Annotated in this window: 11 protein-coding genes and 1 tRNA gene; 6 read left to right on the forward strand and 6 right to left on the reverse strand. The window is 33.8% G+C overall.

The window, feature by feature from the left end; genetic code table 11:
* Nucleotides 1-56: 56 nt before the first annotated feature.
* Nucleotides 57-129: transfer RNA gene (locus tag Bccel_RS22400), tRNA-Thr, on the forward strand.
* Nucleotides 130-298: 169 nt separating this feature from the next.
* On the opposite strand, the gene Bccel_RS22405 is transcribed toward Bccel_RS22400, so the two are convergent.
* On the reverse strand, nucleotides 299-2,089 hold the full coding sequence (locus Bccel_RS22405; protein ID WP_036935675.1) for a phosphoenolpyruvate carboxykinase (GTP): 1,791 nt from the start codon (nucleotides 2,087-2,089) through the stop codon (nucleotides 299-301).
* Nucleotides 2,090-2,542: 453 nt separating this feature from the next.
* On the opposite strand from Bccel_RS22405, the gene nfi reads away from it, so the two are divergent.
* Nucleotides 2,543-3,217 carry a deoxyribonuclease V gene (gene nfi, locus Bccel_RS22410; RefSeq protein WP_036935673.1) on the forward strand — a complete coding sequence of 225 codons (675 nt, stop codon included), beginning with the start codon at nucleotides 2,543-2,545 and terminating at the stop codon, nucleotides 3,215-3,217.
* A 45-nt stretch (nucleotides 3,218-3,262) separates the two neighbouring features.
* Here nfi and Bccel_RS22415 read toward each other — a convergent pair whose 3' ends face one another.
* Both Bccel_RS22415 and Bccel_RS22420 read right to left on the reverse strand, forming a co-directional pair.
* Entirely contained in the window at nucleotides 3,263-3,697 is a 435-nt protein-coding gene (locus tag Bccel_RS22415; RefSeq protein WP_036935671.1) for a toxin-antitoxin system YwqK family antitoxin, read from the reverse strand.
* A gap of 11 nt (nucleotides 3,698-3,708) precedes the next feature.
* Nucleotides 3,709-4,587, reverse strand: a complete 879-nt coding sequence (locus Bccel_RS22420) for a YwqJ-related putative deaminase (protein WP_036935669.1) — start codon at nucleotides 4,585-4,587, stop codon at nucleotides 3,709-3,711.
* Nucleotides 4,588-4,823: 236 nt separating this feature from the next.
* Here Bccel_RS22420 and Bccel_RS22425 point away from each other — a divergent pair, with 236 nt between their 5' ends.
* On the forward strand, nucleotides 4,824-6,260 hold the full coding sequence (locus Bccel_RS22425; protein ID WP_036935667.1) for a sensor histidine kinase: 1,437 nt from the start codon (nucleotides 4,824-4,826) through the stop codon (nucleotides 6,258-6,260).
* Here Bccel_RS22425 and Bccel_RS22430 read toward each other — a convergent pair.
* The 3 genes from Bccel_RS22430 to Bccel_RS22440 form a co-directional block, all read right to left on the reverse strand.
* Nucleotides 6,246-6,872 carry a response regulator transcription factor gene (locus Bccel_RS22430; RefSeq protein ID WP_036935665.1) on the reverse strand — a complete coding sequence of 209 codons (627 nt, stop codon included), beginning with the start codon at nucleotides 6,870-6,872 and terminating at the stop codon, nucleotides 6,246-6,248. The genes Bccel_RS22425 and Bccel_RS22430 overlap by 15 nt on opposite strands.
* Nucleotides 6,873-7,239: 367 nt before the next feature.
* Nucleotides 7,240-8,619, reverse strand: coding sequence for a hypothetical protein (locus Bccel_RS22435; protein ID WP_152966072.1), 1,380 nt, complete (start codon nucleotides 8,617-8,619; stop codon nucleotides 7,240-7,242).
* A gap of 166 nt (nucleotides 8,620-8,785) precedes the next feature.
* Nucleotides 8,786-9,424 (reverse strand): response regulator transcription factor, encoded by a 639-nt coding sequence (locus Bccel_RS22440; protein WP_036935663.1) that lies wholly within the window; start codon nucleotides 9,422-9,424, stop codon nucleotides 8,786-8,788.
* Between the two features lie 230 nt (nucleotides 9,425-9,654).
* Between Bccel_RS22440 and Bccel_RS22445 the strand changes: the two genes are divergently transcribed.
* The 3 genes from Bccel_RS22445 to Bccel_RS22455 all read left to right on the forward strand — a co-directional run bounded on the left by Bccel_RS22445 (nucleotide 9,655) and on the right by Bccel_RS22455 (nucleotide 13,521).
* The gene (locus Bccel_RS22445) at nucleotides 9,655-10,137 is read left to right on the forward strand and encodes a signal peptidase II (RefSeq protein WP_036935661.1); all 483 of its coding nucleotides are present in this window, start codon (nucleotides 9,655-9,657) and stop codon (nucleotides 10,135-10,137) included.
* Nucleotides 10,138-10,167: 30 nt separating this feature from the next.
* Entirely contained in the window at nucleotides 10,168-11,643 is a 1,476-nt protein-coding gene (locus Bccel_RS22450; protein ID WP_036935659.1) for a TraB/GumN family protein, read from the forward strand.
* A gap of 438 nt (nucleotides 11,644-12,081) precedes the next feature.
* Nucleotides 12,082-13,521, forward strand: a complete 1,440-nt coding sequence (locus Bccel_RS22455; RefSeq protein WP_036935657.1) for a dockerin type I domain-containing protein — start codon at nucleotides 12,082-12,084, stop codon at nucleotides 13,519-13,521.
* The last annotated feature ends 288 nt before the right edge of the window (nucleotides 13,522-13,809 follow it).

Consider the following 13,809-nt stretch of genomic DNA (forward strand, 5'->3'; position numbering starts at 1 on the left):
TAATTTAGTATTTGAAAATTATGATTAAATATGATAATTTAATACTATAATTATTTGCTGGGGTAGCTCAGTTGGTAGAGCAATTGATTCGTAATCAATAGGTCGAGGGTTCGATCCCCTTCCTCAGCTTCTTTACTTCAATTCAAATTTTCCAATGTTTCAAACTTATATCTCATATATTATAATTGATTAATAAATGCTCTTTAATATATCATAATTTCCACAAATAAATAAAAACGGCTGACAAGTCATCATTCAATAACTTATCAACCGTTACTTTATATCAAATATTATGGAATTAACCCTTAAGTCTCTTTTCCAATGAATCTAACTGATCGAATAATTCTTTAGGCATTTTTTCGCCGTAATTAGCATAATGCTTTCTGATAGATTCAACTTCATTCAACCATTCATCCTTATTAACCTTGAGAAGTTCAGCCATATCATCTGCACTTATATCAAGACCGTTAGTGTCAATTGCATCAGCTGTAGGCATATAACCTATAGGCGTCTTAACTGCATTGCCTTCTCCTGATACTCTTTCACAGATCCATTTAAGAACACGGCTGTTTTCGCCATATCCTGGCCACAACCATTTACCGTCCTTATCTTTACGGAACCAGTTTACATAGAATATTTTTGGTAGTTTATTTTCATCAGCTTTTGCACCAACTTCCAACCAATGTTTCAAATAGTCACCAACATGGTAGCCTATGAATGGAAGCATAGCGAATGGATCACGACGAACCTGACCGATATTTGCTGATATAGCAGCAGCTGTAATTTCTGAACCCATTATTGAACCCATGAATACACCGTGCTCCCAGCTAAAGCTTTCATGAACCAGCGGAATAGTGCTTGGACGACGTCCACCAACCAAAATAGCTGAAATAGGCACACCATTAGGATCTTCCCATTCAGGAGCAATTACTGGACACTGACCTGCAGGTGCTGTAAAACGAGCATTTGGATGAGCTGCTGGAGCTTCACTTCCTGGTGCCCAATCTTTGCCTTTCCAATCGATAAGATGTGATGGAGCATCATAACCAATACCTTCCCACCAAACATCACCATCATCAGTTAAACCAACATTTGTGAATATAGTGTTCTTTTCTATACTGTGCATAGCACTTGGATTTGAATCCATGGAAGTACCAGGAGCAACACCAAAGAATCCTGCTTCAGGATTTATTGCATACAAGCGTCCATCTTTACCGAATTTCATCCAAGCTATATCATCACCTATAGTTTCAACTTTCCATCCAGGAATAGTTGGAACAAGCATTGCCAGGTTTGTCTTACCACAAGCACTTGGGAAAGCACCAGCTATATATTTTACATTACCCTTTGGATCTGTAAGACGGAGGATGAGCATATGCTCAGCAAGCCAACCTTCTTCACGAGCTATAGAAGAAGCAATACGAAGTGCGAAACATTTCTTACCTAAAAGAGCATTTCCGCCATATCCTGAACCGAAAGACCATATAGTCTTTTCTTCTGGGAAGTGGCTGATATATTTCTTTTCGATTGGTGCACAAGGCCATGGAACATCTTTTTCACCTTCAGCTAATGGAGCACCTACTGAATGTAAGCAAGGAACATATTCCCCGTCTCCGAGAGTTTCTAATACTTTGCTACCGATACGAGTCATAATACGCATATTAACAACAACGTATGGACTGTCTGTTAATTCTACACCAATTTTTGAAATAGGTGAACCTATAGGTCCCATTGAGAAAGGAATAACATACATTGTTCTACCCTTCATGCAACCTTTGTATAACTCTTTCATTGTAGCTTTGAGTTCATCAGGATTAACCCAGTTGTTTGTAGGACCGGAATCTTCTTGCTTCTTAGATGCAATATAAGTTCTGTCCTCAACACGTGCAACATCAGACGCATCACTGCGGAACAGATAACATCCAGGACGCTTTTCAGGATTAAGTGGCGTAGCTGAACCTGAATCTACCATTTCCTTTAATAAGCGATCATATTCTTCCTGCGAACCATCACACCAATAAACTTTGTCCGGCTGGCACATATCAGCCATTTCTTTTACCCAATCAAGCAATTTTTTATTCGTTGTCATTCAGAAATCTCCTCTCAAAATTTTTATTCTGGTATTCCCTAACGATTACCATCAGGTTTTATTTAGTTATATGAATACTTTTCAGTAGTCATCCTCTGTACTTTGATAATTTTATAACATTCTAACATATTAAAATGAAATTTTCAATAAATAATTATGCAAAATCATACTATTTATCTATTCTTTTTATCAGAAGAATAAATTATGAAAACTCTCTATTCATTAGAAAAGACACATCCTTATAAATAACATTCTTATAAAACTCATCACCATTTATTATGCTAATAATTGTGCTTTCTATTCCATCATGTCTTTTCGCATATTAACCTTATCACTATTTACAATTTTACTGCAAAATCAAATCTATCTTATCTTATTATCTTAATTAATATTTACATATATGGTATAATAAACAGCAATAGCAATAATAATCAGTAGAGGGGTATAAATCTTATGAAGCCTGTATTTGAACATCCATGGAATTTGAATGAAGCCGAGGCATTGGTTCTTCAGCAGCAATTAGCTAAGAAAGTAATAGCTCAAGATGCGTTAAGTGATATAAAATATATTGCTGGATGTGATGTTGCCTATGATGATAAAAATGATCTTCAAATTGCAGCTGTAGTCGTTCTGGATTCAGGAACTTTAGATGTTGTAGAAACTTCGGTAGTTCAAGATGTTTCTCATTTTCCATACATTCCAGGCCTGTTTTCCTTTAGAGAACTGCCATCCCTTGCAAAAGCTCTGGACGCAATTAAAACTATCCCAGACCTGATAGTTTGTGACGGGCAAGGAATTGCTCACCCTAGAAGATTTGGTCTTGCATGTCATTTAGGAGTGTTATTTGATATTCCTACAATCGGATGTGGAAAAACACGACTACATGGCCAATCAGTTGTCCCAGGATTAAAAAGAGGCGACCATGCACCCCTTATTGATAACGAAGAAATTATCGGTAATGTTTTAAGAACCCAAGGTAATGTAAAGCCAGTCTATGTATCAGTTGGACATAAAATATCGTTAAAGACTGCATGTGACTGGATTATTAAATTATCTCCAAATTATCGCCTGCCTGAAACAACACGGCATGCAGACCATGCAGTTAGAATGGCATTAAAACGGGAATAGTGCTCAAGAGCTTTAGGTTCAAACTAAAGTTCTTCATATTTAAGCTCACTTTTCGCCTTTTATTTTCATTATTTTATCTAAATCTTCTTTAGTGGGTTCCTTTTTTTCATCTATTAATTCACCTTGATCATTCCATTTCTTAAACTTTTTTTTGACATTAGCTTCAAATTCTGCCCAATAGGTTTTTATTCCTTCCTCATTCCATTCGATGAGTTCTCCATCAACTAACCCATTTTTGAAATCACAATATGCCTTTAACTTTCCATCAAAATAAAACTCCACGTTTTGAATATCTTGTATACCATTAACATAGAATGAGTATGTCTCAATTTCATTATTATCAAATAATGTATATCCTATTCCATTATATGGTGCTTCGGTGTCCATCTCAACAGTAAGCCCTACTAAAGGATCATATCCTAGTTCAGTTAATAAATTTTTTCCTTTTCTTAAAATTTCTTCTTTAGATAATATGTTCAATATATTCACCTCTATTTATCAAATTTTAAAAGTGGAAACCTTTTGCTATACATTTCTCTTTCTGCTTGCAAAACCTCATCAAGTACATCAGAATTCAATGTAATATGTTTGCAATGCGGACATCTAGGCATTGGCCTTCCAGCTTTTTCAAGATCAACTTTATTCAAAGGATATGAATTCACTACATTAATAACTGTATCACTTGGCTTTTGATTAAATGAATTTGGAGACTCTTTATATACCTTATCTATAAGTTCTTGCGTAAGAGCACTTCTCTCTATATTATTTTCCATACAGAATTGATCTAGCATAGATTCATTTAATGAAAGGCATTCTGCATGAGAGCCTGGTGCAATTGTCATGTCCTTATATGATTCATATATTTCCTTATCCATATTCAATGTTCTTTCTTTTACATAAGGATGATATATTATTTCTTCTTTAGCTACTTCTTCTTTAGTTAGGTTTCTTGCGTAATAGTATTTTCCTGTGATTACATTATAACTCGTTGAAAATGCTGGCCGTAATTTCGCCTTTGATAGGGTTTTATTCTTTGGATCATTAGCTATTTTCAACAATTCTTCTAGTTTTCTTTGAGTTTCTTCTCGTAAATTTTTATATATTTCAGTTCTAGCTCCACTTAATCCCACAGTATCTGCCAGATCAGCGACTAATGCTTCCATTTCTGCTTCCGGTAGTTTTTCAATTCCCTTAACATCTTTAAGTATTTCTCTGATTTGGGCAGTAGTTTTGCCCGCACATTTCTCCTTTATTTCCTCAGCCATCTTTTTATTTTTTTCTTCATCTTCACATTTACTAAGTTCTTTTACTACTATGTATATCTTACGACCCTTACCCGAGCTTGCACCTGTATACGCTATCTCCCCCATAATTCACCAACCTTATTCATCAAATTTGTCATTGCTGGTAATTATAATTTAACTATAATCTCTTTCTACAATCTAGCTTATAATGTAATATTTCCTATATAATATCATTTTGTTTAACTGATTTCAATAATAATCCAACTGTCACATAATTCAACGTTTTTTGACAAATTGTGGTTGCCAACAAATAGAAAAGATATATAATAATAATATATTTAATTTGAATGAGGTATTAAAAATTGCTTGCATTACTAATAATATTTTTTACATTGGCCTTTATAGTATTTGTAGCCGATCGAAAGACCGGATCTTCAAGGTGGATTATTGCAATCTCATTTCTGGCATTTTTAGCAGCTTTTAGTGTAGAATGGGACAATGTCATCCTTCCTTTAATAAAAAACAATATTTCCATAACACAAAAAACATATAACAATTTAAAACTGGTAAATGCCTTTTGCACATCTATACCCCAGTATGTAATTCCTTACTGTGTTGTAATGTACGCAATAAGTTTTCACGGTATGGCCAAACCCAAGCAACAGTTTATGGCCGGTTTACTGCTTGCAATACCTGTAATTTGTTCTTTTTTGTTTTTACCGATTACTCCTAACGACTGGAAAACAAGAGAAGAATTGATTAGTTATTTCAGGATACTTTCTATCTGGACAATACCTTATCTATTTGGAGCAGGTGGTATAATGATATATTCAACCTGCAAGGAAATACGCCCCAGGCTTAAGCTTCAAAAGAAATTTACTCTGGCCATAGTTATTCCGATTATTATCTCCTCTTCAATGAACTATATGCTTTTACGATCATTAGGATTTCTATGGGCATGGAAATTTAATTACCCTGTACTGATGGTTCTTTTTGGTTTTTTTCTCTACTTTGGAGTCAAGTATGGAGTAATGGGAGTAAAGCTTGTATTTTACAAGCAGCGTCTGGAAACTTCCATAAAAAGTATTTCTTCAGGAATAGAAATGCTTAATCATTCTTTGAAGAACGAAGTAATAAAAATTGCAATGTCATCATCTAACATAAGATCATCTGCAAACAATGAGCCCCCTGATATTGATGATATAAACAATAATCTGGAGGTTATAGACAACTCAGTCAGCTACCTTAAAAGCATGATAAAACGTATTCAGAGTTTTTCCAAAGAAATAACTTTGGAAGAGACCGGTAATGGTTTGATTTCACTGCTAGATGATGCTTTAAACAATTCCAACAGCAACATTAAAGAAAGAGATATCGGAATAATTAAAAACTACTGGTATGATGCGATTATTAAGTGTGATAGGTTCCATATGCTGGAGACCCTATCCAACATAATAAATAATGCATGTGAAGCTATAGTAAGTAACGGAGAAATTGCAATATCCATAGAAAGAAGCAAAAACGCAATCAATGTTAATATTGCCGATAACGGCCCAGGTATTGATAGCGACACTTTATCCCACATTTTCGAACCTTACTTTTCAACTAAGGACAAGCACCTTAACTTCGGCTTGGGTCTTTCATATTGCTATCTGGTAATGGGCAAACACAACGGCAGCCTAGATATAATAAGCAACGAAGGAAAAGGTACAACTGTTATTCTGTCCTTCCCTTCGTATAGAATTCTGGAATTAAAAGTTTTAAGCAAATTAAAGTCATTAAAATCAACCTATTCTTAAACCACCTGTTCTGACTTTCTTTATAGCTTCCTTATATGATTTCACATTCATTTTGGACAATATACTCCTAACTTGAGTTTTAATAGTATTGTGAGACTTAAAGAGTGTCTCCTGTATTTGTGTATATGTATAGCCTTTCTCAAGGTATGAAAATACTTCTCTCTCAGAACTGGTAAGATCCTTTAATTGTTCGTCCCTCTTAAATTTTTTATACTCTTCAAGAACTACTTCAATGGGTGTTTTATCTTTAAAGCATTTTCTTATTAGAGTAGGTATATCTTCATAGTTGTCCTTTAAAACAAAATTAATCGCACCAGCAGTAAATGAATCCCTGATTATTTCATCACTATTCAAAGATGTAAGCATGATTACCTTTAAAGGCTTTATATTAACGATTTCCGAAACAGCATATATACCATCGCACATATTTCCATTTAGATTTATGTCCATCAGCAGTACATCAATTTCAACACTTTTTACTATGTTTATAGCTTCAGACTTTGATTCAGCTGTTCCCACTATGTCTATATCCAGGTGCCTTTTCAAGAAACTTACCATTGCATTGATCCAACTGTGATCGTCATCAACAATTGCTACCTTTATCCTGCTCATTCTCATGCCCCCTTTAATAAGATTAATATATATATATATTATAAGTGATTTATCTTTTATAAACATAATATTATTCGCATAATTATGAAATTTTTAGGAGGGTTAATGAAACTAATACAGACACTTAACTCAGGAATATTGGGAACAAATGGCGTTTGTTCAAATCTGCTAAATATATTGCTTCCGCATATCCAATAATTTTACTCTTGTCGGTTTATCGAGCAAGTGAAAATAGTAGAGCCGCATCATATCTTTTTTATCCGGACATGTCAATTATTTAACAAACTCCAAAACTTTCCTTCTTTCAAACCAAATAAATTAAAAAAGGCCACATGAGCATAACCCGTGTGACCTTAATAAACTTTTCCTACATCATTCTTCCAAACCCGCATGAGAAGCTAAAGGCATAATAGGCAAGAAGTATGATTGATGCATAAGTCAGGACAAAATCCCATATTCTCTTCCTCGACAACCATGCAAATATAACAAACATCGGGAAAATACACATAAGGTATCTTGAGCCGCTTAGAAGCCACGTGGGCGAAAGAGCTATAGTAATGTATGCAAGCATGTACAAGGAATATGAGTTTCTTATTTTCCTTATGCCATAAATCACCAAAACAAAAACCAAGGCAATCGAAAATGCCTGAGGTACCCATAAGGAGATTCTATCAGCAGCTCCCCAGGTACTTACTCCAGGTATAGCATTTACAAAAGTAGATTTAATATTGTCATAAAACATGCCAAAAGATTGGCTCCAGTATTCCTTTTGATACCTTAAAAACGTAAACCAATCTCCTGATATTACTTTGTTAAGAAGCAGGTACAATGAAAATCCTGCTGGCAGAAAAAGTATATTCAATCCATTTAACATTCTTTTAACAAAATGCCCATCATTTTTGTTTTTATAGGCATTTCCAATATACAATAAGAACTCTGCAACCACAGGCACTAGAAGGATTATGCCAAAATTTCTCGAAACCGCTGCAAACATACCGCATAATCCCATTAAAAACCATTTATGCCGCCTCAAGTAGTAGACAGTCATAATTGAAAGGGTAAAGAATACACTTTCACTGAAATTTATAGATAAAAAGAAGGTTATGGGATATATGAGCATATATTTTACAGCCCTGAAAGCAAAAGCTTCTTCATGATCAAGTTTCACCAACTTGTAGAGATAAGTAGCTCCTACAAACAAACTGACATTTGAAACGATCATAGCCGACCAGAAATAATTTCTTACAAAGAAGTATACACCTTTTATCAAAACAGGATATAGTGGATAAAACACCAGATGAAACCTCTTATCAGTGGACATATCATTGGTATACCAGTGTTCCGCCATGTACAGATAGTGACCGCCATCCCATCTGTTCCACATCATTTCCATACTTGACCAGAAACCAATAGATTCATCTTTTGTAATCATCCAACCCATAAAAGCCATTAGAAACATGATTAATCTAGTTGCAACAACCATCAACAAAATAATGCACAGATCTTTAATAAATTTTGTTTCCCTAACCCATTGTGCTATACGGCCTAATCTGCTTCCAAACTTGTTAATTATACCGATCCTTCGCAATAAACTTACTCTTTCTGATTTTTCTACAACCCCCATGGATTCCAAAAATTCAAAAATGTAAGCTTTGAGCGATAAAACCAGTGCTACAAGAAAAGCTAATAGAAAACATATCTTAATGTAGTTATAATCACTAAAAAGATCTTTAAGAAGACTCATCATTCCTACCCCTTAATCCTAAATATTAAGTATTAATTGTTTTTTTATAATATTTTTGGGAATACTTTATTATTATAACCTCAGTTAAGATACTTTTCCAGATAATTTTGTGCTACAGAACAAAATCAATCCTGAAAGTTTTATTAGATTTATCACTTTCGATATAGGTTCAAGGATGGATAAGATTCAACTCTACTGCTTTTCGTATTGCATGCACCCTGGATGTCACATTCAATTTTTTATAAATATGACTTAGATGATACTCAACGCTCCTCTGTGCAAGATTTAATTCATCAGAAATTTCCTTGTTTGTTTTCCCTTTAGAAGCTAAGTATAGAACGTCTATCTCCTGCTGATTCAAACATTCAATCCTAGTATTTTCAACTGATTGCTGATTGCTTGTATTTGTTACCTGCAGGCTTTTTACCAGCTCAAGCGGCAGCACTACCATTTTTTCCAGAGCCATATTAATGGCAGCAATAAAATGCTTATCGCTGCAAGCCTTGTCAACAATGCCACTAACACCTGATTTTATAAGCACATTAAAGTTTGAAGAAATATCTTCACCTGAATAAATTAATACAACTTGATCAGGATAAATTTCCAATGTCTTTTTAGTTAACTTCAAACCATCCATATCCGGCATTTTTAAATCATAAATACAGATATCAAAGCTTTGCTTGGAAAGAACCTCCAAAGCATCGGCACCCGTAAAACAAGTGGCAACCTCCATGCCATGGCTCTCAAGCAGCAGTTTTGTTCCTGAAAGGATTGATTTATGATCGTCAACAAGTAAAACCGTAATCATTATAAGTCCTCATCTCAAAAATTTTGTTAATGGCTATGAAACTATTTTTTAATAAATTTATTATTTTAATATAGTTTAGCACAAGTTTCATTCAAAATCACCGCAAATATGTTTGCGGAACCACGCAAAAAATTACTGTTATTTTTGCGGAAAATAACACAGTTATTGCGGTGACTAATCCCATTATGTATGTTATATTTATAATAAAACAATAAAGGCTGAACAAATCTATGACGATAATATTACTGTTGGTTATCATTGATTTATCAATTAAAACCATAATGTATTTTAACTTTATAAATACACATATTAAGTTTTTGGGAGGTTATTTAGGAATTGCCCCTACAATAAACAGGGATCAGATCTCAGAATTTGAAACCCAATTCAATATTGGCATCAATACACCAACTCTTATTATACTCAATGTATTTATATTAACTATCCTGTTTTATATTTATTATCGTTTTATAAAAACAGGATATATGAATCTACATATAAGAGTTATCATTGCCATGTTCATTTCAGGTAGCATTTGTTCACTTATCGATAAGATAGTTTTAAGAGGCAGTATCAATTACTTCTATGTTAATACGTGGGCTTTTGATCTGAAAGATATTTATCTTTATACTTCACTATTATATTTGATATTCTATCTCTTAAAGCCAACAAACTTTACTGCCAAAGTGCAAATTAAAAAACTACCTAATGAATGATTATAATAATTAAAAGGAGATGTAGTTCAAATGAAAGGAATATTAAAAGTAAGATTTGTATTATTGTCACTGGTTATGGTTTTGACTCTGCAAATCAATGTTTTTGCAGCAGAGCAAATCCAACCGATGTCTGATACGGTTGAACAACCCAGCACATGGGCTGCTGAGGGAGTTAAATGGTCATCTTTATATGGTCTTGTAGATAAGAAATTTTTATCAAAATACCAGTCCAATGTAAACAAAGAGGAACTATTCGATATAGGTGTGAATCTATATGAAAAGCTTACCGGCAAAGCAATTGTGCCTGTAAAAAAGAGTCCTTTTACAGATGCAAACAGTGAGACAATTTTAAAAGCTTATTCAATCAAAATAGTTGAAGGAAAAGGCAAGCTTGAACCAAAGAAAGCAGCAACAAGACTGGATGTAACAACAGTTATTTATAAAGCTATAAGAGCCGCACAGCCAAGCTTCAATTTTAAAGCTGATATAAAACTTAACCATAGGGATGCCGGCAAATTAACCGCTTCATTATGTGATATGGTAAAGTATATTTATTCAAAGAATATTTTAAGAGGTAAAACAAATAGCTTATTAGGTCTCAATTTACCTTGTACAAGACAGGAAATCATGGTTATTGCCAGCAGGGCATATGAATTTTCCATATATGAAGCCGGTAAAGCCTCCAAAGGACCTTTCTGGAAAGTAAGTGATGAGGATAGTTCAATTTATTTACTTGGTTCAATACATATTGCTGATCCTTCATTATACCCTATGTCCAAAGATATACTAAATGCATTTGAAAAATCTGACTCACTTGTTCTTGAATTGGATTTGGTAAAATCCACCGAGGCTGATGCTATTGAGTACATGCAGCAAAAGATGGTGTATCAGGATGAAGATTCACTGGATAAAAATGTTTCAAAAGAAATATACGATAGCTTTATTGATTTGGCAAAATCTAATGGTATTCCAGAGGCAATAGCCAAAAAATACAAGCCCTGGGCTGCTGCACTTATTGCACAAAATTTAGTCCTGTCAGGCAGCAACATGGATTCATCCCTTGGAGTAGACCTGTTCTTTACATCAAAAGCCACAGGCAAAAAAGAAATACTTGAGATTGAAGGTCTCAAATTCCAGATAGATCTATTCGATTCTTTTTCAAAGGAACTCCAAATTCAATACTTAACTGGAATATTAGGTTCAGAAGAGTCAGCCGATGAGCAGGTAGATGTGTTAAAGGATATGTTGAAAGCATGGAAAGAAGGAAATATTTCAGATCTGGAAAAAATGCTGGAATTAGAAAATGATATTTCAGAAGAAATGAAGGAATTCAATGAAAAGCTCATAATTACCAGAAATGATAACATGACTAAAAAGGTAAAGGAATACCTCGCTGATCCTTCAAGAAAAACATATTTTGTAGTTGTAGGTGCGGCACATATGATTGGCGATAATGGTATAGCTACACAATTAAAGGATGGCTATAAAATAGAACAAATTAAATAATACGTTTTTAACATATAGTTCTCATCAAAAACAAGACTCCTGCCTTAATAAAAACAGGGGTCTTGTTTTATTTATGTCCATTAAATTATATTAAAATGGCATTATATGTAATTTTATTTTGTAAACTATTGATTTTTTTGCTTTTTATGCAAACTAAATAAAAATCACAGTACAATTTTGGCAAAAATTTGTTTATTTTGGCAATTTCATTTTTGTACAATATATGTTAGTATAATACCAATAGATTATTTGGTATTTAATCCATAATTTTCTATATTTGAAACTATAAAGCTTTAAGGAGGTGGAAATTTAGAATCATACATTTAGACTAATCTTTTAATATTGCATACCAGTCGCACATAAATTACAGCAAAAATTCGTAGCAATTGAACAGTATTTAAACACTACACTATACAACAAACCAAGGAGGAGTATGTCATGATTAAGCTAAGAAAAAAAATAATACCCGTTGCTTATTTGTTACTAATTACATCCCAATTTCTTCACCCTATCAATTTGCCAACATACAAACAAAATAACACAGTTTATTCTTTGAATGAACCGGCTACTCCAGCTACTACTCATCAAAACAACAGTACTACGTCTGCACCAAAATATATACCCGAAAATATTACACCAGTTTTAGCATCTGCTCCTGCTACACCAACAACAACCATATTATCTTCTGCAACATCTACTGCAGTATATACCGCAACATCTACAACATCTACTCCAACAATCACACCAACATACATACCTACATCTACACTTACTCCCACATCTACACCAACACCTACTTTTACACCATTATCTTCAGCCACTGTTCAACCTACCAATACACCTGAAAACTACAATGTAACAATTGAAGGCTGGTTTAAAGGTGATAGAAATGAAGCACGAAATGACTTCAAAATTGATGTGTATGAAGGATACAATTCAAACCCAGTCGTGGAAACTGCCACAAACCCAAAAGGATACTTTAAGCTGAGCTTTAACACAAATACCAAGTACACTTTAAAGGTTTATAAACCGGATAGCAAATATATGCCAAAGGTTTACAGGTTAAGCTTGATTGGGAACTTTAGTATTGGCTCTCTTTCAAAACCCGAAGTAATACACTGGGGAGATTTGAACAATGATGAAATAGTAAATATCGCTGATATTATTGTGGTATCGAGTAATTTCGGACGCACATCGTCCAGCACTTCTTATAATAAGGATGCTGACTTGAATTCAGACGGAGTTATTAATATGAATGATATTATGAAACTCAGCAATATATTTTCTGCTACACCTGAAAACCAAACTAAAGCAATTTATCTAGAAAGTGATGCCGAAACATGCTATGAACCAAGCGGCTGGTATAGCATGGAAGATACTTCGTTGGACCTGAAGGGCTATAGACTATACATAAACGGAAGCCTTGTATTTAAATCATCAACACTTATCAATAGTTCAGGAAGTTCGCTCAATATAAACGGCGGTACCCTGGAAATCTTGAATGATTTAAACTTCGGCCAGCCAGGTTATAACGATTCATTAATAATGACAAAGGAAGAAGGAAAGCTCATAGTAGGCAAAGGATTCATTTTTGCTACAGCTGTAGATCATGAAGGCATTTTAACAGCAGGTACCATCGTTATAAAAGGTGATTATTTTAATGTTAACGACGATTCCAACAACAAAGCATTCTATTGCACTAAAAATCACAAAATACAGCTTTCAGGATCTCACAAAAAAGTAATCAAGCTATCATCTGATGATCCTTTAAGGAATCGCAGGGCAAATATTATTATTGTTCCAAACAATTATGAATTTGAAATATGGCCCCGCAATGCTTATAACAGCATCACGAATCTTCCTGCTGATGCTATATGAAAAGTACTGAATCGCTTTTCATATAATCAGGAAAATTAGAATTAATTATAAATCAATCTGATAATAATGGCACAGTCCGGCATTATCAGATTGATTTTTTTATGCCTAGAAAACACTTCGTGATTTTGTTCTTTCATTTCTGTAACTGTTGATAACAAGTTAACCTTATGCTATATTAAATAAGATAAAATATCTAATACAGTTATTTTCTGTCATATACTATACAGTTTTTACATACTACTCAATGATATATTTAAAATGATATTATATTAAAAATGTAAAAGATAA

Source organism: Pseudobacteroides cellulosolvens ATCC 35603 = DSM 2933 (assembly GCF_001262605.1).
GTDB classification, from domain to species: Bacteria; Bacillota; Clostridia; order Acetivibrionales; family DSM-2933; genus Pseudobacteroides; species Pseudobacteroides cellulosolvens.

Coding starts and splice junctions, on each gene's coding strand:
- Bccel_RS22450 (WP_036935659.1), top strand. CDS start 10,168: ATGAAAGGAATATTAAAAGTAAGATTTGTATTATTGTCACTGGTTATG.
- nfi (WP_036935673.1), top strand. CDS start 2,543: ATGAAGCCTGTATTTGAACATCCATGGAATTTGAATGAAGCCGAGGCA.
- Bccel_RS22435 (WP_152966072.1), bottom strand. CDS start 8,619: ATGATGAGTCTTCTTAAAGATCTTTTTAGTGATTATAACTACATTAAG.
- Bccel_RS22440 (WP_036935663.1), bottom strand. CDS start 9,424: ATGATTACGGTTTTACTTGTTGACGATCATAAATCAATCCTTTCAGGA.
- Bccel_RS22405 (WP_036935675.1), bottom strand. CDS start 2,089: ATGACAACGAATAAAAAATTGCTTGATTGGGTAAAAGAAATGGCTGAT.
- Bccel_RS22445 (WP_036935661.1), top strand. CDS start 9,655: ATGACGATAATATTACTGTTGGTTATCATTGATTTATCAATTAAAACC.
- Bccel_RS22430 (WP_036935665.1), bottom strand. CDS start 6,872: ATGAGCAGGATAAAGGTAGCAATTGTTGATGACGATCACAGTTGGATC.
- Bccel_RS22420 (WP_036935669.1), bottom strand. CDS start 4,587: ATGGGGGAGATAGCGTATACAGGTGCAAGCTCGGGTAAGGGTCGTAAG.
- Bccel_RS22455 (WP_036935657.1), top strand. CDS start 12,082: ATGATTAAGCTAAGAAAAAAAATAATACCCGTTGCTTATTTGTTACTA.